Annotated in this window: 22 protein-coding genes; 17 read left to right on the forward strand and 5 right to left on the reverse strand. The window is 47.2% G+C overall.

Annotated elements, in window-relative coordinates; all coding sequences use genetic code 11:
• Positions 1-13 precede the first annotated feature (13 nt).
• Complete coding sequence (gene tsaD / locus DCM90_RS08065) at positions 14-1,051, forward strand: tRNA (adenosine(37)-N6)-threonylcarbamoyltransferase complex transferase subunit TsaD (RefSeq protein ID WP_109250857.1); 1,038 nt, start codon at positions 14-16, stop codon at positions 1,049-1,051.
• 108 nt (positions 1,052-1,159) lie between these two features.
• On the opposite strand, the gene DCM90_RS08070 is transcribed toward tsaD, so the two are convergent.
• Positions 1,160-3,109, reverse strand: coding sequence for an ABC-F family ATP-binding cassette domain-containing protein (locus DCM90_RS08070; RefSeq protein ID WP_109250858.1), 1,950 nt, complete (start codon positions 3,107-3,109; stop codon positions 1,160-1,162).
• Positions 3,110-3,388: 279 nt separating this feature from the next.
• On the opposite strand from DCM90_RS08070, the gene DCM90_RS08075 reads away from it, so the two are divergent.
• The 4 genes from DCM90_RS08075 (at position 3,389) to kimA (ending at position 8,340) form a co-directional block, all read left to right on the forward strand.
• Positions 3,389-4,036 carry a redox-sensing transcriptional repressor Rex gene (locus DCM90_RS08075; RefSeq protein ID WP_109250859.1) on the forward strand — a complete coding sequence of 216 codons (648 nt, stop codon included), beginning with the start codon at positions 3,389-3,391 and terminating at the stop codon, positions 4,034-4,036.
• 184 nt (positions 4,037-4,220) lie between these two features.
• The gene (gene groES, locus DCM90_RS08080; protein WP_109250860.1) at positions 4,221-4,505 is read left to right on the forward strand and encodes a co-chaperone GroES; all 285 of its coding nucleotides are present in this window, start codon (positions 4,221-4,223) and stop codon (positions 4,503-4,505) included.
• A gap of 49 nt (positions 4,506-4,554) precedes the next feature.
• On the forward strand, positions 4,555-6,177 hold the full coding sequence (groL, locus tag DCM90_RS08085) for a chaperonin GroEL (protein ID WP_109250861.1): 1,623 nt from the start codon (positions 4,555-4,557) through the stop codon (positions 6,175-6,177).
• 327 nt (positions 6,178-6,504) lie between these two features.
• The gene (gene kimA / locus DCM90_RS08090) at positions 6,505-8,340 is read left to right on the forward strand and encodes a potassium transporter KimA (RefSeq protein WP_109250862.1); all 1,836 of its coding nucleotides are present in this window, start codon (positions 6,505-6,507) and stop codon (positions 8,338-8,340) included.
• A gap of 123 nt (positions 8,341-8,463) precedes the next feature.
• On the opposite strand, the gene ptsP is transcribed toward kimA, so the two are convergent.
• A complete protein-coding gene (ptsP, locus tag DCM90_RS08095; protein ID WP_109250863.1) occupies positions 8,464-10,191 on the reverse strand; it encodes a phosphoenolpyruvate--protein phosphotransferase in 1,728 nt (575 codons plus the stop codon).
• A 472-nt stretch (positions 10,192-10,663) separates the two neighbouring features.
• On the opposite strand from ptsP, the gene DCM90_RS08100 reads away from it, so the two are divergent.
• The 5 genes from DCM90_RS08100 (at position 10,664) to DCM90_RS08120 (ending at position 14,362) form a co-directional block, all read left to right on the forward strand.
• The gene (locus DCM90_RS08100; RefSeq protein ID WP_109250864.1) at positions 10,664-11,089 is read left to right on the forward strand and encodes a PTS sugar transporter subunit IIA; all 426 of its coding nucleotides are present in this window, start codon (positions 10,664-10,666) and stop codon (positions 11,087-11,089) included.
• Positions 11,086-11,583, forward strand: a complete 498-nt coding sequence (locus tag DCM90_RS08105; protein ID WP_109250865.1) for a PTS sugar transporter subunit IIB — start codon at positions 11,086-11,088, stop codon at positions 11,581-11,583. Before DCM90_RS08100 ends, DCM90_RS08105 begins: the two co-directional genes overlap by 4 nt.
• A gap of 109 nt (positions 11,584-11,692) precedes the next feature.
• On the forward strand, positions 11,693-12,502 hold the full coding sequence (locus DCM90_RS08110; RefSeq protein WP_109250866.1) for a PTS mannose/fructose/sorbose transporter subunit IIC: 810 nt from the start codon (positions 11,693-11,695) through the stop codon (positions 12,500-12,502).
• Positions 12,503-12,519: 17 nt separating this feature from the next.
• The gene (locus DCM90_RS08115; RefSeq protein ID WP_109250867.1) at positions 12,520-13,371 is read left to right on the forward strand and encodes a PTS system mannose/fructose/sorbose family transporter subunit IID; all 852 of its coding nucleotides are present in this window, start codon (positions 12,520-12,522) and stop codon (positions 13,369-13,371) included.
• A gap of 82 nt (positions 13,372-13,453) precedes the next feature.
• On the forward strand, positions 13,454-14,362 hold the full coding sequence (locus DCM90_RS08120) for a DUF956 family protein (protein ID WP_109250868.1): 909 nt from the start codon (positions 13,454-13,456) through the stop codon (positions 14,360-14,362).
• Between the two features lie 53 nt (positions 14,363-14,415).
• Here the strand turns inward: DCM90_RS08120 and DCM90_RS08125 are convergent, their stop codons facing one another.
• Positions 14,416-15,210 carry an LrgB family protein gene (locus DCM90_RS08125; protein ID WP_109250869.1) on the reverse strand — a complete coding sequence of 265 codons (795 nt, stop codon included), beginning with the start codon at positions 15,208-15,210 and terminating at the stop codon, positions 14,416-14,418.
• Between the two features lie 18 nt (positions 15,211-15,228).
• Complete coding sequence (locus DCM90_RS08130; protein ID WP_109250870.1) at positions 15,229-15,678, reverse strand: CidA/LrgA family protein; 450 nt, start codon at positions 15,676-15,678, stop codon at positions 15,229-15,231.
• Positions 15,679-15,961: 283 nt separating this feature from the next.
• On the opposite strand from DCM90_RS08130, the gene DCM90_RS08135 reads away from it, so the two are divergent.
• Positions 15,962-17,077, forward strand: a complete 1,116-nt coding sequence (locus tag DCM90_RS08135; RefSeq protein ID WP_109251084.1) for a glycosyltransferase family 4 protein — start codon at positions 15,962-15,964, stop codon at positions 17,075-17,077.
• Positions 17,078-17,141: 64 nt separating this feature from the next.
• On the opposite strand, the gene DCM90_RS08140 is transcribed toward DCM90_RS08135, so the two are convergent.
• On the reverse strand, positions 17,142-17,780 hold the full coding sequence (locus tag DCM90_RS08140; RefSeq protein ID WP_109250871.1) for a YigZ family protein: 639 nt from the start codon (positions 17,778-17,780) through the stop codon (positions 17,142-17,144).
• A 79-nt stretch (positions 17,781-17,859) separates the two neighbouring features.
• On the opposite strand from DCM90_RS08140, the gene DCM90_RS08145 reads away from it, so the two are divergent.
• The 6 genes from DCM90_RS08145 (at position 17,860) to DCM90_RS08170 (ending at position 25,619) form a co-directional block, all read left to right on the forward strand.
• Positions 17,860-19,212, forward strand: coding sequence for an ATP-dependent helicase ComFA (locus tag DCM90_RS08145; RefSeq protein ID WP_109250872.1), 1,353 nt, complete (start codon positions 17,860-17,862; stop codon positions 19,210-19,212).
• Positions 19,197-19,883, forward strand: a complete 687-nt coding sequence (locus DCM90_RS08150; RefSeq protein ID WP_109250873.1) for a ComFC family protein — start codon at positions 19,197-19,199, stop codon at positions 19,881-19,883. Before DCM90_RS08145 ends, DCM90_RS08150 begins: the two co-directional genes overlap by 16 nt.
• Positions 19,884-20,030: 147 nt before the next feature.
• Complete coding sequence (gene hpf / locus DCM90_RS08155; RefSeq protein ID WP_109250874.1) at positions 20,031-20,603, forward strand: ribosome hibernation-promoting factor, HPF/YfiA family; 573 nt, start codon at positions 20,031-20,033, stop codon at positions 20,601-20,603.
• Positions 20,604-20,798: 195 nt separating this feature from the next.
• A complete protein-coding gene (gene secA / locus DCM90_RS08160; protein ID WP_109250875.1) occupies positions 20,799-23,162 on the forward strand; it encodes a preprotein translocase subunit SecA in 2,364 nt (787 codons plus the stop codon).
• Positions 23,163-23,226: 64 nt separating this feature from the next.
• A protein-coding gene (gene prfB / locus DCM90_RS08165; protein ID WP_109250876.1) for a peptide chain release factor 2 occupies positions 23,227-24,343 on the forward strand; the annotation gives its coding sequence in 2 pieces (ribosomal slippage) (positions 23,227-23,298 and positions 23,300-24,343; 1,116 coding nt in all).
• A gap of 118 nt (positions 24,344-24,461) precedes the next feature.
• The gene (locus DCM90_RS08170; protein WP_109250877.1) at positions 24,462-25,619 is read left to right on the forward strand and encodes a PDZ domain-containing protein; all 1,158 of its coding nucleotides are present in this window, start codon (positions 24,462-24,464) and stop codon (positions 25,617-25,619) included.

The following is a 25,619-nucleotide window of genomic DNA, read 5'->3' on the forward strand; positions in this document are numbered from 1 at the left end:
TGAGGGGAAGAACATGTTAGAAAAACGAAATTTAATTTTATCCTTTGAATCAAGCTGCGATGAAACAAGTGTTGCGGTCATTGAAAACGGCGATACCATTTTATCTAATGTCGTCGCCACCCAAATTAAGAGTCATCAGCGATTTGGCGGGGTGGTTCCCGAGGTGGCTAGCCGGCACCATATTGAGGTCGTTACACGCTGCTTTGAGGCGGCCTTGGCGGAAGCGAACGTGACGTATGACGATTTAGATGCGGTTGCGGTAACCTATGGACCGGGACTTGTCGGTGCCCTCTTAGTGGGAGTGTCGGCTGCGAAAACATTGGCGTACGTTCACCACCTACCGTTGATTCCCGTCAACCATATGATGGGGCATATTTACGCGGCCCGGTTTGTTCAGCCCATTGAATTTCCCGCCATGGCGCTGCTGGTTTCGGGTGGTCATACGGAACTCGTCTACATGCCGGCGGAAAACCAGTTTGAAATTATTGGGGAAACCCGGGATGATGCGGCTGGGGAAGCGTACGACAAGATTGGTCGGGTAATGGGCATTTCTTATCCTGCTGGCGGACCCGTTGATCAGTTAGCGCACACCGGACAGGATACATTCCATTTTCCGCGGGCCATGGACAATGAGGCTAACTTTGATTTTAGTTTTAGTGGGTTGAAGAGTGCCTTCATTAATACGGTCCACCATGCCGATCAAATCGGTGAATCCTTAAATCAGGCCGATTTAGCAGCCAGTTTTCAGGCGGCTGTGGTTGACGTCTTGGTCGACAAGACTAGCCGCGCCCTGAAGAAGTATCCCGTAAAGCAATTAATTTTAGCCGGGGGGGTTGCGGCTAACCGAGGGTTGCGTGACCGACTCACACAGATGATGGCTCAGTTCCAATCGACTGATCTTGTGTTGGCCCCCTTAAAGTTGTGTGGTGATAACGGGGCAATGATTGGTGCCGCGGGATACGTGCGTTACCAACACGGTGATTTCGGGGATGCGTCGTTAAACGCAGAACCAAGCTTAGAGTTTAACTGGGCTGAAGATGCAGCTGAGTAGGATCTCAACTTTCCGAATGACCCCCAGAAAAAATAACGGTTCCCAAATCCNNGGATTTGGGAACCGTTATTTTAGTGGTGGAATAATTGATTGACGTTAGCATTAACCTTAGGCGAAGTCTTCCAGTGCTAAACTCTTAGTGGTCCACTCTTCTTCGGTGACTTCGATTTGATGACTAATCTCGGTGAGTTGGGTTTGCATGGCCAATGACTTTTGGGGATCATTGTAAATCGCCGGTTGAGCCATTTGGGTCTCTAAGTCGGTCCGCTGGGCTTCTAGATCGGTTAATTGGGTTTCGAGTGCGTCAACTTCCCGGCCTAATTTGCGTTTAGCCCGTTGGAGATCCTTAGTTTGTTGGTAGGTTTGTTGTGAGCTAGAGGAGGCGGCACTTGCTGAATCGGGTTGTTCGTTATCGGCTTCAGCTTGGGCGGCTAACTCGGCCTGTTCCTCTTTTTTATCCACGTAGTAGTCGTAATTACCAAGGTAGGGGGTACTGCCATCGGGACTGATTTCAATGACGGCGGTCGCAACCTGATTAATAAAGTACCGGTCATGAGAAATGAAAAGCAGGGTGCCGTCAAACTCGTTTAACGCATTCTCCAGAACTTCTCGACTATCAATGTCTAAGTGGTTAGTGGGTTCATCCAGTAATAAGAAATTATCGTGCTGCATAGACAGTTTGGTTAATAGTAAGCGGGCCTTTTCACCCCCGCTTAAATTATGAACGGGTTTTTGAACGTCATCACCCGTGAATAAAAAACTGCCTAAAATGGATCGAATATCACCCTCAGGCGTTGTGGGATGATCGTCCCATAGTTCATCTAAGACGGTTTTCTTGGGATGAAGGGTGGCCTGCTCTTGGTCGTAGTACCCGGTATCAACGCCCGTTCCAAATAATACCCGGCCGCGTAGGAGGGGTACCATGCCCAGTATCGACTTCAACAGAGTTGATTTACCGACGCCGTTGGGACCCACGATGGCAATGGCCTGGCGTTTTTTAACGGTAAAGTTAATGGGGTAGCTGAGAAGGGTTTGATCATAGCCGACCCCCACCTCTTGGACGTCTAAGACGTTATTTCCGCTTTGGCGGGTCGGCGAGAATCGGAATCGCGCCACCTTATCTTCACCATCTGGCTTTTCAATGCGATCCATTTTTTCGAGCTGTTTACGCCGGGATTGCGCCCGTTTAGTGGTGGATGCCCGGACGATGTTTTTATTAACGAAGTCCTCAAGCTGAGAAATTTTGGCCTGCTGCTTATCGTATTCCTTCCATTCACGCCGAAGTTTAGCCGCTTTTTCGTCCATGAAGGCGGAATAATTCCCTTTATAGTGGTCGAGGGTGCCGTGAGATAGATCATAAATTTCGTTGGCAACGTGGTCAAGAAAGTACCGGTCATGGGAAACGATGAGGAGGGCGCCTGAATAGTTTTGAAGGTAGCCCTCTAACCACGTCAGGGTTTCAACGTCCAGGTGGTTAGTGGGTTCATCTAGGATTAACAGGTCGGGTCGTTCTAACAGGAGCTTAGCGAGCGCCAGCTGGGTCTTTTGTCCGCCGGAGAGGGTGTTAATGGGCTGATCGTAAAAATGATCATCAAACCCGAACCCATGAAGAACCGAACGGATTTCAGCTTGGTAGCCAAAGCCGTTTTGAGCCGCAAAGTCATGCTGAAGCTGGTCGTAAGTCGTTAAAATTTGTTCGTAACGTTCCGAGTCGGCGATGATCTCCGGCTGGCTCATTTCGGCTTCCAAATCGTGAATCCGACCCTCCATTACCCGGAGTCGATCAAATACACTCAGCATCTCATTCCAAACGGTTTTGTCGGAGTTTAAGCCGGTATCCTGAGCCTGGTAGCCAATGGTTAGCCCCCGTTTAGTGGTTACTTCCCCCTCGTCAGGGGTTTCCTCGGCATTAATAATTTTAAGTAGGGTAGATTTACCGGCGCCATTCCGGCCGACAAGGGCAACTCGGCCGTGTTCTGGAATATCAAGATTCACCTCAGAAAAGAGGGTTTCAGCGCCAAATCGGCGGGTGACCTGTTGGACTTGTAAAAGAATCACGGTTTTGACCTCCTAGTTTACTGTTTGATTCCCATTCTAGCATATCTCGGCGGTTTACCGAATTTTTGATAAAAAGCTTTTGCAATGGCTTTCACAAGAGGTAGGAATATGCTACAATAACAATATTGGAAACATTCACAAATTATCACGAACATGAACTTAACGGATTCAGTCTTACGTTACGGTCCTTTCACAAACCAGACTGATCGGAAATTTTTTCGAACAAACTCGAAGACGTGTTCGAGTGATCAATTGAACAAAAGACAGGAGGCCAATTTTTTGGTTGAACAAAAGATTCCACGGGCAACTGCCAAGCGGCTGCCCATATACTACCGCTACTTGAACATCTTGTTAGACGCTGATAAAACCCGGGTATCCTCGACGGAACTCTCTGAAGCAGTCAAGGTCGATTCAGCAACGATTCGGCGTGACTTTTCCTACTTTGGGGCGTTAGGTAAACGGGGTTACGGGTACGACGTTGAAAACCTCATTAAGTTCTTTAAGAAAATCCTGAATCAGGATAAGCTAACGAACGTGGCCCTCGTGGGGGTCGGCAACTTGGGGCATGCTCTGTTGAACTTTAACTTCCACCAGAATAGCAACGTCCGGATCAGCGCCGCCTTTGATACTAACGAAAAAATTGCCAATACCATTCAGAGTGGGGTTCCCATTTACCCCATGTCTGATTTAAAACTGCAGTTGGAAGATCAACGGATTCAGGTGGTTATCTTGACGGTGCCATCCGAAGTTGGGCAAGCCGTGGCTGATGAAGCCGTTGAGGCCGGGGTCAAGGGAATTTTAAATTTCACGCAACTACGGCTGTCCGTACCAAAGGACGTTCGGGTTCAAAACGTGGATTTAACGAACGAATTGCAAACCTTAATTTACTTTTTAGAACACTACAACGCGGGAAACGAAGAGGGGTAAGCACTTCGGGTCCGTTAGAACCGGTCAGCCAAATCGATGGTGGACCGGTTTTTAATTTGTCGTGAATTTACTGTTAAATATCTTGCATTTTATTTGAGAAGCCACTATAGTAAATACTGTAATTAGCACTTAACACAGACAAGTGCTAATATTTAAATAGTCAGTAAATATTGGAGGGATAATAGTGTTAAAACCTTTAGGAGACCGTGTCATCTTAGATGAACCACAAGAAGAAGAACAAACCGTTGGGGGAATTGTCTTAGCAAGCAACGCTCAGGACAAGCCATCGACCGCTAAAGTTGTCGCTGTCGGCGACGGCCGCGTACTAGATAATGGAGAAAAGGTTACCCCTTCTGTTAAAGTTGGCGATAACGTTTTATTCGACAAGTATGCCGGTACTGAAGTCAAATATGACGGCAAATCTTACTTAGTTTTACACGAAAAAGACTTAGTCGCAGTAATCGACTAAATCCCGAGCATCAAATACTCTAAAAAATATAGTATGAGGTGAAATAAACATGGCTAAAGATTTAAAATTTGATGAAGACGCCAGAAACTCATTGTTAGCTGGTGTAAACAAACTTGCAGATACGGTAAAGTCAACCTTAGGACCTAAGGGGCGCAACGTGGTTGTTGAACAATCATATGGCAACCCAGAAATCACTAACGATGGGGTGACCATCGCTAAGTCCGTTGAATTACCCGATCATTTCGAAAACATGGGTGCTAAGTTGGTTGCGGAAGTTGCTTCTAAGACGAACGACGTTGCCGGAGATGGGACAACCACTGCCACCGTGTTAACCCAGGCAATCGTTAACGAAGGAATGAAGAACGTAACGGCCGGAGCGAACCCAGTGGGTATCCGGCGTGGAATTGAACAAGCTACTGAAGCCGCTGTTGATTCCCTCCACAAAATGTCCCACGACGTTAAGACGAAGAGTGATATTGCTCAAATCGCTTCAATCTCCAGTTCAAGCAAGCACATTGGCGATTTAATTGCTGATGCCATGGAGAAGGTAGGAAACGATGGTGTGATTACCATTGAAGATTCCCGTGGGGTTGAAACAACCATGGACGTTGTTGAAGGAATGCAATTTGACCGTGGCTACATGTCACAGTACTTTGTGACCGACAACGATAAGATGGAAGCCGACCTTGAAAATCCATACATCTTAATCACGGATAAGAAGATTTCGAACATTCAAGATATTTTGCCAATGCTACAGGCCATTGTGCAAGAAGGTCGGTCACTCTTAATCATTGCCGATGATATTACGGGTGAAGCTTTACCAACGTTAGTATTGAACAAAATGCGTGGAACGTTTAACGTTGTTGCCGTTAAGGCCCCTGGCTTTGGCGACCGTCGTAAGGCCCAATTACAAGATATCGCTACCTTAACGGGTGGGACCGTCATTACCGACGACCTTGGGTTGAACTTGAAGGACACCGAACTTGATCAATTAGGTCAAGCTTCCCGCGTTTCCGTTACTAAGGACAACACAACCATCGTTGAAGGCGCTGGCTCTAAGGAAGCCATCGAATCACGGGTTGATGAAATCAAGGCCCAAATTGATAAGACGACTTCTGACTTTGACCGGGATAAGTTAAAGGAACGCTTAGCTAAGTTAGCCGGTGGGGTTGCCGTGATTCGTGTCGGTGCTGCAACTGAAACGGAACAAAAGGAACGGAAGTACCGGATTGAAGATGCATTGAATGCCACCCGGGCCGCCGTAGATGAAGGTTTCGTTCCTGGTGGTGGTACCGCCCTGATGAATGTCATTCCTGACGTTCAAAAGATCGATGCCAAGGGCGATGAAGGGACCGGTGTTCGGATTGTCTTACGGGCTCTTGAAGAACCTTTACGTCAAATTTCTGAAAACGCTGGTTTAGACGGTGCCGTTATCGTCGCTAAGATGAAGGACCAAAAACCAGGCGTTGGTTACAACGCAGCGGACGACAAATTTGAAGATATGGTTGCTGTCGGTATTACGGATCCAACTAAGGTGACCCGTTCGGCACTTCAAAACGCAGCCTCAGTTTCAGCCCTCTTATTAACGACTGAAGCCGTTGTTGCTGAACAACCAAAGGATGATGCAGCACCAGCAGCTCCTGCACAACCAGGCATGGGCGGTATGATGTAAGCTAAGCTTAAACATCAATCCAAAAATAAGAAGCAGCATTGAATTCGGTGGAATTTTGGCCGAACTCAGTGCTGCTTCTTATTTTTTATGGGGGAGCGAGTTTCAAAACCAACGGCCTAATTTGAGATAAATGAGGAGTTCCCCGTAAAAAAATGAAGTTCCAATATAAAGTTATGCTATGGGACCAAGAAAAGTGGTATTGTGGTTATGGATGTAGTAAAATAGCTACTGTTTTACCGGACTGAAACCGGAAATTGACATTATAATTCATTGGGCGGCTAGAACCACTTGGCCGCCTAATATCTTTCATGATAAGGAGCAATTTTCATGTGGCATTATATTAAGCGTGTTTTAATCGGTAAACCACTGAAAACGATGGATGAAGGTGGTCAATCTATTACTAAGTTTAAGGCGTTGGCCTTGCTTTCATCAGATGCGCTTTCTTCAGTTGCATACGGGACGGAACAGATTACGGCGGTTCTGATCACCTTATCAGCTGCGGCATTAGTTTACCAATTATGGGTTGCTTTGTTGGTACTGGTCCTTTTAGCGGCCATTACACTGTCTTACCAGCAAATTATCCATGCCTATCCTTCTGGAGGAGGAGCGTACGTTGTTGCTAGCACCAACTGGGGTCAGTCGGCGGGCTTACTAGCGGGGGGGTCCTTGTTAGTAGATTATATGCTGACCGTGGCCGTTTCTACGACTAGTGGAACCGAGGCCATTACGTCAGCAATTCCTGCGTTAGCGAACCACCAGGTGGGAATTTCCATTTTGATTGTGTTGGCAATTATGGCGTTAAACTTACGTGGAATGCGAGAATCGGCGGCTTTTTTGACGATTCCCGTCTACTTCTTTATCGCTATCATCTTTGCCATGATCCTATGGGGTGGCTACAATATTGCGACGGGCAAAGTTGCGTTTCACGCAGCGGCCCAGCTTGGTACCCCGGTTAAAGGAATGACCCTGATCCTCTTCTTCCGGGCATTCTCAAGCGGATCTTCCTCGCTAACGGGGGTTGAGGCCATCAGTAATGCCGTGCCAAACTTCAAGAAACCAAAGAGTCGCAACGCCGCAATGACACTTGCCATTATGTCGATAATTCTCGCGTTCTTCTTTGCCGGCATTACCTACTTGAGTTACTACATGGGAATTCAACCCGGTGGCAACCAAACGGTTCTATCGCAAATCGGGGCCGGAGTATTCGGCCGGGGCTTCATGTACTATCTGCTGCAAATTTCAACGGCATTGATCTTAGCCGTTGCTGCTAACACCGGGTTCTCGGCCTTTCCCATCCTGGCCTATAACTTAGCCAAGGATAAGTTCTTACCGCACGCCTACCTTGACCGGGGCGACCGGTTAGGTTACTCTAACGGAATTATTTCACTTGCCGTGGGGGCCATTATTTTAATCGGAATTTTCCACGGAAAAACGAACCTGTTAATTCCGCTGTACGCCGTTGGGGTGTTTGTGCCGTTTACCCTGTCCCAGTCGGGTATGATTATTCACTGGAACCGGACGCGGGAGGGGCATTGGATTCTAAAGGCCTGTATTAACGCCTTAGGGGCCCTAATTTCACTGTTCTTAGTGATTTTCCTCCTCTTCTTGCACTTCTCAAACGTCTGGCCATACTTGATTGTGATGCCTTTGATTCTTTACATGTTCTACCGAATCCACGCGCACTATCTGAACGTGGCCGAACAGTTACGGGTGGCAGAAAAGAGTCCCTCACAAACGCATAAGTTTGACGGATCAACGGTCATCGTCCTGGTCTCTAACGTTACACGGGTAACAACGGATGCCGTCGATTATGCCCGTTCCATCGGGGACTACGTTATTGCCATGCACGTTTCGTTTGACGAAAACCCAGAAAAGGAACACAAAACGGCCGATGAATTTAAGGCGGAGTTTCCTGACGTTCGGTTTGTTGATATCCATTCCTCATATCGATCCATTATTACGCCAACACTAAGATTCGTTGATGTAATTGCCAAACGAGCCCGGGAACGTAATTTTACGACCACCATCTTGGTGCCTCAGTTTGTGCCTAAGAAGCATTGGCAACAAATTTTGCATAACCAAACGGCATTAAGGTTAAGGCGAACGTTAAAGACCCGGGAAAACATTATTGTGTCAACGTATAACTACCACTTGAAACATTAACTAAACTAGTCAGTGTGAAGACTGGGCCATTAGGCGGTCAGATCACACACTAAATAAGACCCGCTTCCATCTTCGAGGATTAACTCGAGTTTGGAAGCGGGTCTTATTTTTATTAGTTGGCGTTTAATCTACTTTAACGGTCTTTTTAACGAGTGCTTCCACTTCTTCACAGGTATCGCAATCGTTCAATGCCTGGTCAACCAGTGGCTGCAACTGAGTGGTATCCAGCTTCTTCATGAGGCTCCGGGTCTTGAGGATGGAAGAGGAACTCATTGAGAATTCGTCAAGGCCCATTCCCATGAGCAGTGGAACCGCGGTTTGATCTCCGGCCATTTCCCCACACATTGCCGTAAACTTGCCTTCCTTATGGGAAGCGTCAATGGTGTGCTTGATTAGCCGGAGGAGGGCTGGGTTATAAGGTTGGTAAAGGTAGGATACCTGTTCGTTGCCACGGTCCGCCGCAAACGTGTACTGAATCAGATCGTTGGTTCCGATGCTAAAGAAGTCCACTTCCTTTGCAAACTGGTCCGCCAAAACGGCTGAAGCCGGAATTTCCACCATGATTCCCATCTTGATCTCTTCGTCAAACGGAATACCTTCCTGTTTGAGGTTCGTCATTTCATCCTGAACGATTGCCTTTGCCCGCCGGAATTCATTGAGGGTAGCAATCATTGGGAACATAATGCGTAATTGACCGTAGTGGGAAGCCCGGAGAAGTGCCCGAACCTGGGGCCGAAAGATGGTTTCCTGATCTAATGAGATCCGGATGGCCCGGTAACCCAGGAAGGGGTTCATTTCTTCTGGTAGGGTCAGGTAAGGCAGGTGTTTATCGCCCCCAATATCCATGGTCCGGATGGTAACGGGTTTGCCCGCCATCTTTTCCACGACCGTTTTATACGCTTCAAACTGATCGTCTTCGGACGGCAGCTTATCCGTATCCATGTATAAGAACTCGGACCGCATTAACCCAATACCTTCGGCCCCGGCATCTAAGGCGCCTTGAACATCATCAGGCGTCCCGATATTAGCGGCAATCTCAAAGTGCTGACCGTTCTTAGAGACGGAGGGTTCTGACTTCAGCTTAGCCCATTCAGCCTTGTCCGTTTCGTACCGCTCGGCTTCCGCTTGGTAGGTGCGAATCTCATCGTCAGTGGGGTTATCAATGGCAAAACCGTCTAATCCGTTGAGAATGATTAAATCACCGTCTGATACGGTTTCTGTGGCAATTTCTGAGCCCACAACGGCTGGGATCTCAAGGGTCCGCGACATAATGGCGGAGTGACTGGTTCGGCCGCCCAAGTCGGTGAGAAATCCTTTCACGTACCGTTGGTTCATTTGGGCCGTGTCACTAGGCGTTAAATCGTGTGAGATCACAATGACGGGTTCGTCAATGAGGGCGGGATTGGGCAAACTCTTGCCCAATAGGTGGCTCAACGCCCGTTTGGCAACGTCGCGAACGTCGCCGGCACGTTCCTGCATGTAGGCATTATCGGTCATTGCGGCTAACATTTCAGCAAATTGCTGGGTGACTTCGGATAGCGCCTGTTCGGCATTTTGGTGGTCATCCTTTATCTTAGCCTCAATTTGGCCAATCATTTCTGGATCGGACAAAATGGCGATGTGAGCATCAAAAACTGCGGCTTCATCCTCGCCGAGGTTGGCTTGTGCCGTGTCGCGAATCAGTTGAAGTTCTTCAACTGATGTATCAAGGGCGGCGTGAAGGCGGTTCGTTTCTGCCGATGTATCTTCAATAGTCGCTTTTTCAAAGCTAAGATCAGGTTCAACTAATCGGTAGGCCTTTGCAATTCCAATTCCATCACTTGCCGCGATCCCAGTAATTTTTTTACTCATGTTTTACGTCCTCTTTCCTAAAACAAGTTTTCAAAAAACAGGTTCAAGACACCTAACAAATAATCACTATGGTTTCATAATTGATATTACCAGTAAAAATAAGCGCTTTCAATAATTAATTATGATTTTAACCTTTTGCAAGAGTCTTCAAAAAAGTCCTGAAGAAAATTTGAAAGTTTTTCTATATGATAACAAACTCCGCTTAGATTGGCGATATGCGTTTGGTTTTCACCTTTTAATTAAGAAAATTATCAAAAAAATAAAAAAATAATTAACCTAAACCAATTTGACAAACCATAAAATTTGTCTAAAAAGAAAGGGGATTCATAAGCTTAGACCAAATTGAAAATTAGGCCAGTAGTAGGTCAAAATAATGAATTTACTAAAATTTTAGTCTTGATGAAAGCGCTTAAGTGGTCTATATTAACTATGTAACCAGAACGGTTGGATGACTAACTTGGAGGTGTCGAGTGTGATAGCAATTGTTTTAACGAGTCACGGCGAATTTGCAAAGGGGATTTTACAATCCGCCACAATGATTCTAGGTGAACAGGAAAAGGTCGTTGCAGATATTTTCAAACCCGGGGAGGGACCGGAAGATTTGAAAAAACGGTTTGACCAATCCTTGGCAGAATTTGATGAAACCGATCAAGTCCTTTTCCTTTGTGACCTGTGGGGCGGAACACCATTTAATCAGGCCAGTCAGATTGTGGCACAAAACTCAGATCGAATGGCACTGATTACGGGTCTGAATCTGCCCATGCTCGTAGAATCATACACTTACCGGGACCAACCCCTAGATGAAGTGGTCAGCCACTTGGAAGAGGTTGGGCGCGAAGGAATTAAGCATTTAGATTTATCTAGTTTAAACGATGAAGAAGGAGACGATTTACTATGAGTTTAACCATTAAATTAGCCCGCATTGATAGCCGATTAATTCATGGCCAAGTGGTAACCGGGTGGGCTCGGGTAGCTCAACCCAACCGGATCTTGGTGGTTGATGATACCGTTGCGCAAGATAGCCTGCAGAAGACGTTATTGAAGCAGGCGGCCCCAGCTGGAATGAAGGTAAACTGTATTACCGTTGAAAAGATGATTCAAATCTGGGGGGACCCTAAGTTTGATGTCATTAAGGCACTTGTACTGACAAAGGGACCTGAGGCCATGGCAGAAATGGTTAAGGGCGGAGTATCAATTCCCGAAGTTAACGTTGGGAACATGACCTTTGAAGATGGTAAGACGGTCATTGCTTCTAACTTAGCGGTAAGCCAAGAAGACGTCGATGCCTTTAATTACTTGCATGATCAAGGGGTAAAACTGTCTCGGCAAATGGTGCCAGGTGACTCTGCCGTTGACGTGATGGATCTTTTGAAAAAGGCCGACTTAGAGTAGGCTAAACTGAAATCGGTTCCATAAATAACTTGTTAATTCACAATTGATTCGTTCAGCGAGGCGGGTCAGTTGGTTTTAAAAAATTGTGTGATTTGTAGGAGGGATTTATATGAGCGGCTTAGCGATCACCGGTCTCATTGTTGTAGCCTTCTTAGCGGGGGTTGACGTGATTCTGGATGAATGGGAGTTAGCCCAGCCAATCGTAGCTTGTACGTTGGTCGGCCTGGCTGTCGGAGACGTTCAAGATGGGATTCTATTAGGAGCCCATCTTCAACTGTTAGCACTGGGATGGATGAATATTGGTTCTGCCATTCCACCTGACGCTGCACTAGCATCTGTTGTTTCTGCTATTTTAGTTTGTGGTCCAGCCCAAATGAGTATTCATAATGGGATTGCGATCGCGGTTCCGTTAGCTATTGCAGGTCAGGTCTTGAACATTTTTGTTCGGACCATCATCGTCTTCATGGCCCACTTAGTTGATAAGAAGGCTGAAAATGGGGACTGGCGTGGACTTGATCGAATTCATTACTTTGATATGTGTCTTCAAGGATTGCGGATTGCGATTCCGGCCTATTTGGTGACCATTGTTAGCCCACAAACCGTTCAAAACACGTTGAACGCGGTGCCTAAGGTGATTACCAATGGTTTAGCCATTGCCGGTGGGTTTATCGTGGCCGTTGGGTTTGCCATGGTGGTTAACATGATGGCATCCACGGATCTATGGCCATTCTTCTTCCTTGGTTTTGCTCTCGCTGCGGTCAAGTCACTGAACCTGATTGCATTCGGGATTATCGGACTCTGCATGGCCTTAATTTACATTCAGCTTTCACCACGGTTTGCCGTTGGTGATATTGATGCGGCCGCAACACCGGGTTCGAGTACGGAGGATGAAATTGACCGAGAGCTTGAAGATTTGTAGGAAGGAGGTAATGAATTATGGCTGATAACGCAACAGTAACAACTCCAGAACGTAAACTAACGCATAAGGATATGGTGGCCTCATTTTGGCGGTCTGGCTTCTTTCAGGGATCGTGGAATTACGAACGGGTCCAAAATATTGGATTTTGCTTCCAATTAATTCCAGCTATTCGGCGGCTCTATCCGGATGATAAGCAGGGAAGGGCCGACGCCATGAAACGGCAGTTAACCTTCATGCAAATTACACCAATCATGGCTTCTTTAATCGGTGGAATTATGATGGCCATGGAGGAAGAAAAGGCCAACGGAACGGATATTGACGATGCAACGATTACCTCCCTGAAGGTGGGGATGATGGGCCCAATGGCTGGTGTTGGGGACCCCATTTTTTGGGGAACCATTCGCCCGGTTCTCGGTGCTTTCGCCGCTTCCTTAGCTTTAAGTGGGTTAGGAATCGTCGCTCCCTTAATATTTTTCATCGTTTGGAACGCCATTCGGCTGTCCTCCCGGTGGTACCTTCAGAAGATTGGGTATGAACAGGGGACTAACATCGTTGAAAACCTTGGCGGTGGCTTAGTTCAGAAGTTAACCATGGGGGCTTCCATTTTGGGAATGTTCATTATGGGGGCCCTGGTTCCTCGTTGGACCGCCGTTAACATGCCACTGGTTATTTCTAAGGTGACCACGGATGGTAAGACAACGGTCACAACCCTGCAAGATGTTTTTGATCAATTACTTCCTGGTTTAGCCCCATTACTATTAATGTTTTTCTGTTTATGGCTACTCCGGAAAAAGGTAAACGCCGTTTGGATCATCTTCCTGCTTTTCGCACTTGGGATCTTCGGATACTGGATCGGATTGTTCGGGTAGACTGACGTGGCAATGAGAGAAAAATAACGGGGCAGTGCTGGTTTAGTGGTACGGCCCCGTTTAGGCAAAGGAGAACGAGATTATGATGAACCAAAAATTAGTTGTCCGACAGGGGCACCTTAACCAAGAAGAACTTTTTCACGCCCGGGCAAACTGCTTCCCGAGTGGATTTAAGTCAATTTACGGCACCATAGTACTGGGTGAAACCGGAATTGAATTCTTTGGTGGGGTAACCGAATCGGTGGCCCAAATCCCATACGATCAAATTTCGTCGGTTCAGGTCCAAATCGTCGCCCGGCATTTCGTCCGTGGCTTTGCCGTCAACATGGTCGGGGGTGGTCGGCTCCGGTTTGTCGTGTCCCACGCTAAACGGGCCGTTCAACTTCTGGTTCATCAGTTACCGAGCCAAAAAATTATTTTACCCGCCTTTATGCAAAAAAAGCAGGCTCATCATGACCTGCCCCTGCTGGATATTGAGCAGGGCGGGGTACAAAAATTTTATGTTGAAGTAAATCCGTCGTTTCGCTTCAAGTACCGGTTCCATAACCGGGAACAAACGCCTATCTTTCAGGTCCCCGTCCAAAACGTTGCTGATTTTTGGAACATGATGTTTGGTTGGCTGTTAAATGCGCCCACAACGTTTGCCTTTCAAACGCTGCGGGGACACTCAGTGACGGTTCGAAGACGGGTCAGCGTCATGTCCGGGAAGTATACCATTGAGGTTGACGGACAATCCGTTGGGCACCTGGACAAGCACATGATTCATCAAAAACAGGTTTACGCGGCAACCTGGGATAACCAAGCCTATACCATCCAGTTTGCGCATGCGAATACCTATTTTTCGATGAGTGATGAGGCGGGCCATAAGGTGATGGGACTTCGCCGGGATCCTCAGCGGGGGGACTACTTCGTGCTGGCAATTGAGAATGAAGAAATGACCCCCGCCATGCTCGGGTTTGCCGTTGCCATATTAAATAGTTACAGTAATTAAAAAAGCCTCGCTCCATCAGTAGTTCCTGACGGGGCGAGACTTTTATGCGTTAATTACATGAGGCCCATTAAATGAGCAAACGGTGGCACAACGAGGTCAACCACAATGGAGATGACAACCACGGAGATGGAAGCCATTGATCCTTGGACGGAACCTAATTGGAGCGCCTTAGCAGAACCTACCGTGTGACCGGCAGTCCCTAACCCGAGACCCGCACCGATTGGATCGGCATTTAAGTGGAAAATCTTGATTAACCAGTTAGCTAACGCGTAAATAATGACGGCGTTTAAGATACATGCCATTGCGGTAACGGCGGCATTACCACCGATTGCCGTTGAGATTGGCATGGCTACGGCAGTCGTGGCAGCTTGGGGAAGCATTGAAGCAATTCCCTGAGCGGATAAGCCAAAGAGCCGTGATAAGTAGTAAATGGCGTAAAGCGAGATAACCGTTCCAACGATGAGGGAAAGGAAAATTTCAACGAAGAAACGTTTAACTATGTCGTTCCGTTCATACAGTGGAACAGCAAAGGCAATGGTTGCGGGGTTTAAGAACCAGAAGATTAAATCACCGCCGGGTTTGTATGCGGACGTGTAAAAAGTTGCGATATCCGTATGGAAGCCCTTGGCCATCAGCCAGAGAACAAAGATTCCTAAGACCATTCCAACAAAGAGGGGTTGGAACAGGAAGAAACCGTTACTAATCTTAAAGAGCCATTGGCCAATTAAGAAGACAATAATTGACAAGAAAATACCAAAGTAAAGGTTCTTGCCAGGCACGACTGATAAAGCATCTCCGAGCCACTTAGCCCACGGATAGGTTGACGTTTGGGTTAATTCTAAAATCATAGGTCAAGATCCTTTCTATTATTCAACATCTGTGCTGCGGTGTAAGACGTGCTTCCGTAACCACATAAAACCGTTTGTGGTGTAAGCTGTTACGACCAACAGGATAATCGTGGACAAGATAATGACAATAATTAATTGCCAACCTTGTTGCTTCATAATGTCCAAGGAAGCGGCCAGCTGAATTCCAGATGGAACGAATAAGAAGGCGATCAAGCCAATCATAAATTCAGCAAACTTCTTTACCATGTGAAGTTTCACAACGCCAGTAAGTAATAATAAGTATAAAAGCACGAGACCAATTACCGGGGTTGGAACAGGGAAGGAAGCTGGGAACAGTGGTGAAATTAAGCTTGATACGAATAGGATCGAAGCGAAAATCGCCATTTGGATTAGTACGGGACTATCCTTTTCTTCTTCCTTTACAGCGGAATTCTTATCAGTTTGGTTCTTAGCGTTTTGACTCATCATAAAAACTCCTTTCTAAAGAAAATATAAATGTAGGGAAAGAATCAAGAAAGATCGACCAGATTACTTGACAATCTCCCCATCCAACCTAATTATACGTTAACTTGCAACTCTGTACAACGGTTTACCTTTGAAAAATCACGGTGGGATCAGAGCCGGCTAGGATCAACGGTAATCTCACCTCCAGACCAATTCATTTAGCTTTCATTAAACGTATTGTGTTAAGTAGGTTTGGTTTGTATAATTGATGTAACCAATGTTAAGGAAAGAGGATAACCCCAATATGATGAGATTTGAAATCATTGTGAGTTTGTTCGCCACAATGCTGATTTCAGCTGTTCTGACCCCCTTTGTCAGGCAATTTGCCTTTCGAATCGGGGCCGAAGACAGGCCTAATAAGCGGCGTGTCAATAAGATCCCAATGCCAACATTGGGTGGGCTGGCCATTTTCTTAGCCTTCACGTTTGCAACCATGTTTTTACTTCGCAGTCAGTTTCCTACCCAACAGTTATGGGGGCTTTTTGGTGGGGAACTCATTATCATTGCAACGGGAATGATTGACGATATCTATGAACTTAAGCCTAGGCAAAAGATGCTGGGAATTACATTAGCGGCCCTAGAAGTTTATTTCTTTGCGGGGTTGCGGATGACCGAATTAACCATTCCCTTCGTTGGTAACTATCCCTTAGGTTGGTTAAGCCTACCGGTGACGTGGCTATGGATTGCGGCCATTACTAACGCCATTAATTTAATCGATGGGTTAGATGGTTTAGCAACGGGGGTTTCCATTATTGCTTTAAGTACCATCGGCATTACGGGGTACTTCTTTTTAACGGTGTCAAATACGTACGTGGTCATCATGATTTTTGCGCTGGTTGCAGCGTTGATCGGATTTTTACCCTATAATTTTTTCCCCGCCCGGATCTATCTAGGGGATACGGGTTCCCTGTTTATTGGTTTCATGATCAGCTGTTTTTCCCTGTACGGGTTAAAAAATGCGACCTTTATTTCAATCATTATTCCGGTTGTTATTATGGGGGTTCCCATCACGGACACCGTGTTTGCAATGATTCGCCGGATTTTAAACCGGGAGTCCATTACCCACGCGGATAAGCATCACCTGCATCACCGGCTGATGCAAATGGGGTTGACCCACCGGCAAACCGTTCTCGTCATTTACGGACTGGCGTTGATCTTTTCGTTTATTTCGCTCCTATACCCCATGTCCACGATGTGGGGCTCCGTGTTACTTACCTTAGCGGTATTAGTCGGACTCGAAATTTTTGTGGAAACGATTGGATTGGTGGGCCCTGATCGGCAGCCGCTGCTAAACTGGATTAAAAAGATCGTCCAAACGTTTACCTCTCGAACCTCAAACGAAGAGCAAAAGCATAATAAGTAGACCTTGAACTAAAAACCAGGTTCCCACATCCCTTTGGATCACAAGGGATGTGGGAACCTGGTTTTTAGTTTAGCTTGTAGGGGACCTCAGCAAAGTGATCCGTGCCTTCAACAAAGGTGACCTGATTATTAAATCGGTTGCGAATTTGCTGCTTGAACTGCTCTACGGATTGACGATCAACGGAAACGTGAACGGTAACGTCGGTGGCATAGGATGTTTCTTCAATGAGGACGTGGGCCTCATTCAGGTCGTAAACGAGTTGATCGTAACTGGAGTAGGGAATCGATAGTGCCAGCCGGGTTTGGGTCACGAGGTTCACTAAGCCGACTGAGTCAATGGTTTGGGAGGTAGCGTTACTATAAGCCCGAATTAAGCCGCCAACACCTAACTTGACACCACCGAAGTAACGGGTAACGACTGAAATGACATTATGGACCCGTTTACGTTTAAGAACCTCTAAGATCGGGACGCCCGCTGTGCCTGATGGCTCGCCAGCGTCGCTTTCCCGTTGGATCTGATCTTGGTCGCCCAGGACGTAGGCAAAACAATGGTGGTTGGCCTTCGGGTGGGCAAGCCGAACCTCATTAATGATTTGTTTAGCATCCGATTCATCCGTAATTCGGGCGACGTAGCAGATAAACCGGGATTTTTTAATTTCTAGGGTGGTTTCACCTGGAGCGGTGATGGTGAGATTAAGTGGCATCAGCTAACCTGACTTTCTTTTTAAAATAATCGTCATTTCTCTAGCCGTTTACGAATTTAAGGGCGTAGGGAGTGATGACATGCAAATTAATGACTTACGGGACTTGATTGGCCGGCAATTGCTGGCGGCCGATTTAACCCCAGAATTATTAGAACGACCAGAGGTTCAGAGTCGGCCAGCAATTAAAAAAACCACGAGTGGGTGGGTTTGCAACCGTTGTGGTCAACAGTTGACCTCACAAACTCGGTTGCCCCATCAGCAGATGTACTGTCAACATTGTATTCAGCTGGGCCGGGTATCAACACTAACTAAATTATACACTATCGCCGAAAATCATACCTTTCGTCAAAGCCAAACCCCGATTTTGACGTGGCAGGGGCGATTAAGCCCTAATCAATTGGCAGCGTCCAATCGGGTTGCCGCCAATTTTCAGCAAACCGTTCCCCATTTACTGTGGGCGGTGACGGGAGCGGGCAAAACGGAGATGCTGTTTGCGGGTCTTGCGGAGGCGATTCAAGCGGGCAAACGGATTGGAATTGCTTCGCCCCGGATTGACGTTATTTTGGAGCTGGCTCCGAGAATTCAAGCGGCGTTTGCCCATTCTGAACTAACGGTGTTGTACGGCAAATCGCCGGAACCTTACCATTATTGTCAGCTGACACTTTGTACGACCCATCAGTTGCTTCGGTTCTACCGGGCCTTTGACGTTTTAGTGATTGATGAAGTTGATTCATTTCCGTTTGCGGGTAACGTCGGACTACATTTCGCAGCCGAGCACGCCTTAAACGCATCTGGAGCGCTCTTATATTTGACGGCGACTCCGGATACAACTCTATTGCGCCTGGCCAAGCAAAATCGGTTGCGGGTGACCTATTTACCCCTTCGCTACCATGGCTTTTTACTGCCTGAAATTCACCGGCACTTAGCGTTTAACTGGCGGAAACGATTGGCCCGGGGAAGATTGCCTCAACTAGTCCAACGAAAAATTCAGCAGAACGTTAAGCATCACCAGCGATTTTTGTTATTTCTTCCGCGGGTTACCGATCTCGATCCGGTTGAATCGGCGTTAAATCAGCTCAATTTAGCAGGACGTTTTGCCACCGTTCATGCGGCTCACCCGAACCGAGCCGACATCGTCATGAGAATGCGAACCGAGCAACTGGATTTTTTAGTAACGACCACAATTTTAGAGCGGGGTGTGACCTTTCCGGGAATTGACGTGATGGTACTAGGCGCTGATGACCCCGTTTTTTCGGTTGCGGCCCTAGTTCAAATCGCGGGTCGGGTTGGTCGGAAACCCAGTCGACCAGGCGGCCAGGTTGATTTCTTCTGTCATGGAATGGCCCAAAATGTTTTGGGTGCCCGTCGGATGATTCAACAGTTAAATCGACGAGGTCAACGCATGGGAGGAAAAGCATGGGTCAATGCTTAATCTGTCAAAATTGGGTTTCAGAGCAGCCCAGTTTGGCCCAGTTATTAATGATGGCTTCCATTCACGCTCCCGTCCTTTGCCGGAGTTGTCAGCAACGGTTTATTCGAATTGAAGGTCCGACTTGCCCAATTTGTGGGCGACAACAGACTAAGACGACCGTCTGTCACGACTGCTTGCGCTGGCAAAAAGAAGGGAGCTTACCCCTCGTTAACCAGGCCCTTTATCAGTATAATGGGGCGATGAAACAATTTATGCACCAATATAAGTTTCTGGGGGATTATCGCCTTCGCCAAGCCTTTTCAGCGGAAATCCAAGCTCGGATTAAGCAACGGGCAGGGGCTATGATTGTCCCCATTCCCGTTACCCCAAAAACGGAACGAACTCGGGGGTTTAACCAGGTTTTAGGTCTGCTGGGAAACCTAACCACGACGGCCGCCCTTGAAACGCGGCACGTTGATAAGGCCATCCCGCAGTCCAGTAAGAATCGGCAGCAGCGGCTTTTAACCGAGCAGCCGTTTCAGCTAACCGCGGGGGCGGATAAATTAATAAGGGGTAACCGAATTGTTGTGGTTGACGATGTTTATACTACTGGTCGAACGCTGCACCATGCTGCGCACTTACTCAAACAGGCGGGGGCTTTGACCGTCACGTCAATGACACTGGCCCGCTAATGAGGCGTAAATTACTGGAAATAAACACACATTGATTGTGTAATGAAAGAGCTTCCTTTATAATGGAATCAAGCAATTGGTTAAGGAATAATAATTCCAGCCAGGAGCAAGCCAAGCGAAATCTTGTGCTGAAGGGAGAGAAGTTTTATGCTCACATTTAATATTCGTGGTGAAAACATCGAGGTAACTGACGCAATCCGGGACTACGTTGAAAAACGGATTAGTAAGTTAGAAAAGTACTTCGACTCCAGCGTTAATGCTAACGCGCACGTTAACCTTAAGGTTTACCCTAACAAGACATCTAAGGTGGAAGTCACAATTCCGATGCCTTACTTGACTTTACGGGCAGAAGAAACCTCACCTGATCTTTACGCCAGCGTCGACTTAGTGACGGATAAGCTGGAACGTCAGATCAGGAAGTACAAGACAAAGGTTAACCGGAAGTCCCGTGAAAAGGGCTACAAGGACCTTGAGTTTGCTGCTGTGAATACAACCTCCGAAGCAGAAGCTGAAGAAGAATTAAACGACGACAAAGATTTAGATGTTGTGCGGACTAAGCGGGTTTCATTAAAGCCGATGGATAATGAAGAAGCCATTTTACAAATGGACATGCTAGGCCACGATTTCTTTATCTACGAAGATTCCGAAACTAACGGAATTAGTATCGTTTACCGTCGCAATGATGGTCGCTATGGCTTGATTGAAGCAACAGAAGGTTAGTTAAGGGAAATATAATTATCGAAAAAGAGTCGATCGGATTAGGTACCGGGGACTCTTTTTTTGTGATGATACCGGCCGAATTTAGTCGAGAGTTTAAAAATTGTCGCAAAAATGGTAAAATAACGTTTGACTTGCTATGATATTTTTAAGATAGCTATGCATTTAAACAAAATAAGCACTGAAGGGAACTATCAAATGGCCAACTTGTTAAAGAAATGGGTCGAAAGCGATAAGCGCGATTTAAAACGACTCAGCAAACTGGCGGATAAGGTTGGTTCTTACGAAGCTGAATATGCAGCATTATCAGATGAAGAACTTCAAGCCAAAACACCAGAATTTAAAGAACGTTATCAAAAAGGCGAAACGCTAGATGACTTGCTACCCGAGGCTTTCGCCGTTTGTCGTGAAGGGGCAAAGCGGGTTCTTGGCCTATTTCCCTTCCACGTGCAAATTATGGGTGGGATTGTCCTGCATCAGGGCGACATTGCCGAAATGAAAACCGGTGAAGGTAAGACGTTAACGGCGACAATGCCCGTTTACCTAAATGCCTTAGCCGGGTTAGGGGTTCACGTTGTGACGGTTAATGAATACCTGTCCGAACGTGATTCAACAGACATGGGCCAGCTCTATAATTGGTTGGGGCTCACGGTCGGATTTAACTCCGCCGAAAAGACCCCCGATGAAAAGCGGGAGGCCTACGATTGTGATATTACGTACTCCACAAATAGTGAAATCGGGTTTGATTACCTGCGGGACAACATGGTGGTCTATAAGGAAGATCGGGTTCAACGAACCCTAAATTTTGCCATCATTGATGAAGTTGATTCCATTTTAATCGATGAAGCCCGGACACCGTTAATCATTGGTGGGGAAGCCCAAGCAAGTGGTCAACTCTATAAACGGGCTGATCGGTTTGCTAAGACGCTTCATGCGGACACGGATTTCAAGGTGGACCTTGAAACTAAGACCGTTTCGCTGACCGATCGAGGCATTGAAAAGGCCGAAAAGTACTTTAACTTAGATAACCTTTTTGATACCGACAATACCGCGTTAACCCACCATCTGGACCAAGCCTTGCGGGCCAACTTTATTATGGCCTTAGACAAGGACTATGTGGTTCATGACGATGAAGTTTTAATTGTGGACTCCTTTACGGGGCGTGTGATGGAGGGTCGCCGTTATTCCGACGGTCTACACCAAGCCATTGAGGCTAAGGAAAACGTTCCGATTCAGGAAGAAACTAAAACGATGGCTAACATTACCTACCAAAACCTCTTCCGGATGTATAAAAAATTAGCGGGGATGACGGGGACAGCCAAGACTGAAGCCGAAGAATTCCGTGAAATTTACAACATGGAAGTTATCTCAGTTCCAACGAATAAACCCGTTGTCCGGGTCGATGAAGCGGATGTTTTATATCCGACCCTTCAGACCAAGTTTGAAGCGGTTGTGACCAAAATTAAGGAACTACATGAAAAGGGTCAGCCAATGTTGGTTGGGACGGTCGCCGTTGAAACATCGGAGTACCTCTCAAACCGGTTAGATGAAGAAGACATTCCCCACGTGGTCCTGAACGCCAAGAATAACGCTAAGGAAGCGGAAATTGTGGCTAACGCTGGTCAGCGGGGAGCCGTAACAATCGCAACCAACATGGCAGGTCGGGGGACCGATATTAAACTCGGTCCCGGAGTTGTCGAACTGGGTGGTTTAGCCGTTATCGGAACGGAGCGGTCGGAATCCCGGCGGATTGATGATCAACTTCGTGGTCGGTCAGGCCGACAGGGTGACCCTGGAATGACGCAGTTCTACCTGTCGTTAGAAGATGACCTGATGCGCCGGTTTGGTTCGGAGCGGGTGAAGACCTTCTTGGAACACATGAACGTTGAGGGCGAAGATGCCGTCATTCAAAGTCGGATGATTACTCGTCAGGTTGAATCCGCTCAAAAACGGGTTGAAGGAAATAACTACGATTCCCGGAAAAACGTTCTGCAGTACGATGACGTCATGCGGCAACAGCGTGATGTGATTTACACGGAGCGGAACCAAGTGATCGATGCCGATAACTCCCTCGACTGGGTCTTAGAACCAATGGTTGAACGAACCATTAACCGGATTGTGGACCTGCACACCCAGGGGGATAAGGATGATTGGGATCTACAAACTATTCTCGACTTTGCGATTTCTGCGTTAGTTAGTCCGGATAAGATTACGTTAGCCGACTTACAAAACAAGCAGCCAAAGGAAATCAAGGAGTACTTGATGGGGTTAGCCCACGCTAACTACGAAGATAAGAACAAGCAACTTTACGAAGACGGGCAAATGCTTGAATTCGAAAAGGTGGTTATCTTACGGGTGGTGGATTCTCACTGGACCGACCACATTGATACGATGGATCAGCTGCGACAATCCATTGGACTTCGGGGTTACGGACAGTTAAATCCGTTGGTTGAATATCAGGAAGATGGTTTCCGGATGTTTGAAGAAATGATCTCGGACATTGAATACGACGCCACTCGGTTGTTCATGAAGTCGGAAATTCGTCAAAATATTACACGATAACAAAGAGGAGCTGCGCCGGTTGATCAATTGGCACGGTTCTTTTTATTAAAGGAGCATGAAACTTATGGAATTAAGTGACGCAAACCGCCAAATAGAAGCTTTGAGACGCGCAGTCGATGGCTTTAGGGGGTCGCTTTGACTTTGAAGGGCTAAGCGAAAACATCGCGGTCAACGAAGCCAAAATGGGGGAACCCGGGTTTTGGGACGACGCTGATGCCGCACAAAAACTTATCAATGAAACGAACGGGATGAAGAAAAAGGCCGAGCAGTTTCATGAACTGGACGAAAAGCTAGAGAACCTAGAAGTCGAGAGTCAGTTGTTAGCCGAGGAACCCGACGCTGACATGCAAGCAGAATTCGAGGGCGATCTGGAGCAGGCCCAACAAGCTCTGGATGCGTACCAGTTGGACATGCTGCTTAGCGGGCCTTACGACCATAACAACGCCATTTTGGAAATTCATCCCGGAGCGGGAGGAACGGAAGCCGAAGACTGGGGCGAAATGCTTCTACGAATGTACACCCGGTGGGCCAATCAACATGATTTTAAGGTTGAAACGTTGGACTACCAGGCTGGGGAAGTTGCGGGACTCAGTTCGGTAACCATTCTGATCTCAGGATATAATGCCTATGGCTACCTGCAATCCGAAAAGGGAGTTCACCGGCTGGTTCGGATTTCACCGTTTGATTCAGCAGGGCGCCGGCATACGTCGTTTGCTTCTGTGGACGTTTTACCAGAACTGGATGAGACGGTTGATTTAGAAATTAATCCCGCGGACCTTCGGGTGGACGTCTACCGAGCTTCCGGTGCCGGCGGACAGCACGTTAATAAAACGTCATCTGCGGTGCGGATTACCCATATTCCAACCGGAATCGTTGTGCAAAGTCAGGCGCAGCGGTCCCAACTGCAAAATCGGCAAACGGCAATGGGCATGCTGCGGGCCAAGCTATATGAACTTGAAGAAGAGAAGAAGGCTAAGGAGAAGGCGGCCTTGGAGGGTGACCAGATGGAAATCGGTTGGGGGTCCCAGATCCGCTCCTACGTTTTCCATCCCTATTCAATGGTGAAAGATCACCGGACCAACCATGAAACGGCTAATACAGATGCCGTCATGGACGGGGATTTGGATCCATTTATCAACGCCTACTTGCAATGGCAGTTACAACAACGAAATCCACAGTAGATTTTCAACCGAACCAGCGAATTATTTTGTTGGTTCGGTTTTTTGGGTGGCGTAAAATTTTAACGGAAAAAACATGATATACTTACACTGAACAACTACTTGAGAAGGATGTCTAGCGATGAAAACGTTACTTGCAATTGGATTTTATTTGTTACAACCTGCACTGTGGATCGCCATTATTCGGGTCTTTGTAACGAGCAACCGCCGCATTAGCCGGGAACGGAAGTCGTTTACCAGCGCGGTTTACTCGGATCATTTTGAATGGCGCCACTTTTTAACGGGCGGAATTGAAATTGGGTTAATTTTATCGCTCATTAGTGGGTTGGTCGGATTAACCCTCCCACTTTCGAGTGTGGTTCTGTATGAAATAGTGGTGGCGATTAGTTTAATTATTGTGCCAGGCGCAATTTTTCCGGTGCTGATTGTGTTAGGTGTGATCTTAGTCGCCCAATTTATGCCGCAGATGGAAACCGAGTGGCTGCAACCAGTTGCTAACGTCTTCGGGGCTTCCCGGGCGGATACGGCACTGGGGAACGGCCTGCTTTGGCTAACGCTGGTACTCTTGGGAATCGCCATTTTTGTCTGGCAGTATGCCGGGCGCTTTCCGTCCCCGCAGTTGGTGGATGAACGGCGGGGCAAGCAAATTGCAAACTATCCCTGGCGTGAGCTATTGCTGGCGCCACTAGTGATTTTAATCCCTGGTTCAGCAATTTCGAATGTTCTGCCGTTTTGGCCCCTATTTCAAATTCAGGGTCAATCCTATACCATCTTGGTTTTACCCCTGTTAATTGGGGTCCGGTTTACCGTTTTTCGGCGGGTTCCCCGGGAGGTTTACCAACGGTTGGGCCGGCAGTTGAGCGGGTTAGCGGGCCTCGGGCTGCTAACCGTGATGCTAACCTACTTTATTCCAGCTGTGGCCTGGGTGGGAATTATCATTCTCTGTGTGGGTTACCTCTGGCTGCTTTGGCGCACTAAGCAGGGGGACCGGCACTATCCGTTTTGGTACTCAAAGGTGGATAATGGCATTCGGGTCTTAGGGATTCGGCCGAACACCCCGGCTACTAAGATGAACCTACATATTGGGGATGTTATTTTAGAATGCAACCATAAAAAGGTGCGGAGTGAGACGGAACTCTATGAAGCACTGCTCATTAATCCAACCTACTGTCATTTGAAGGTGCAGGACAGGGACGGTAATTTTCAAATAACCGAAACGGCCATTTACACGGGCGCACCGCACGAAATCGGGATCGTTCTTTTTCAGGATCAAAACTAG

Source organism: Levilactobacillus bambusae, assembly GCF_003124125.1.
GTDB classification, from domain to species: domain Bacteria; phylum Bacillota; class Bacilli; order Lactobacillales; family Lactobacillaceae; genus Levilactobacillus; species Levilactobacillus bambusae.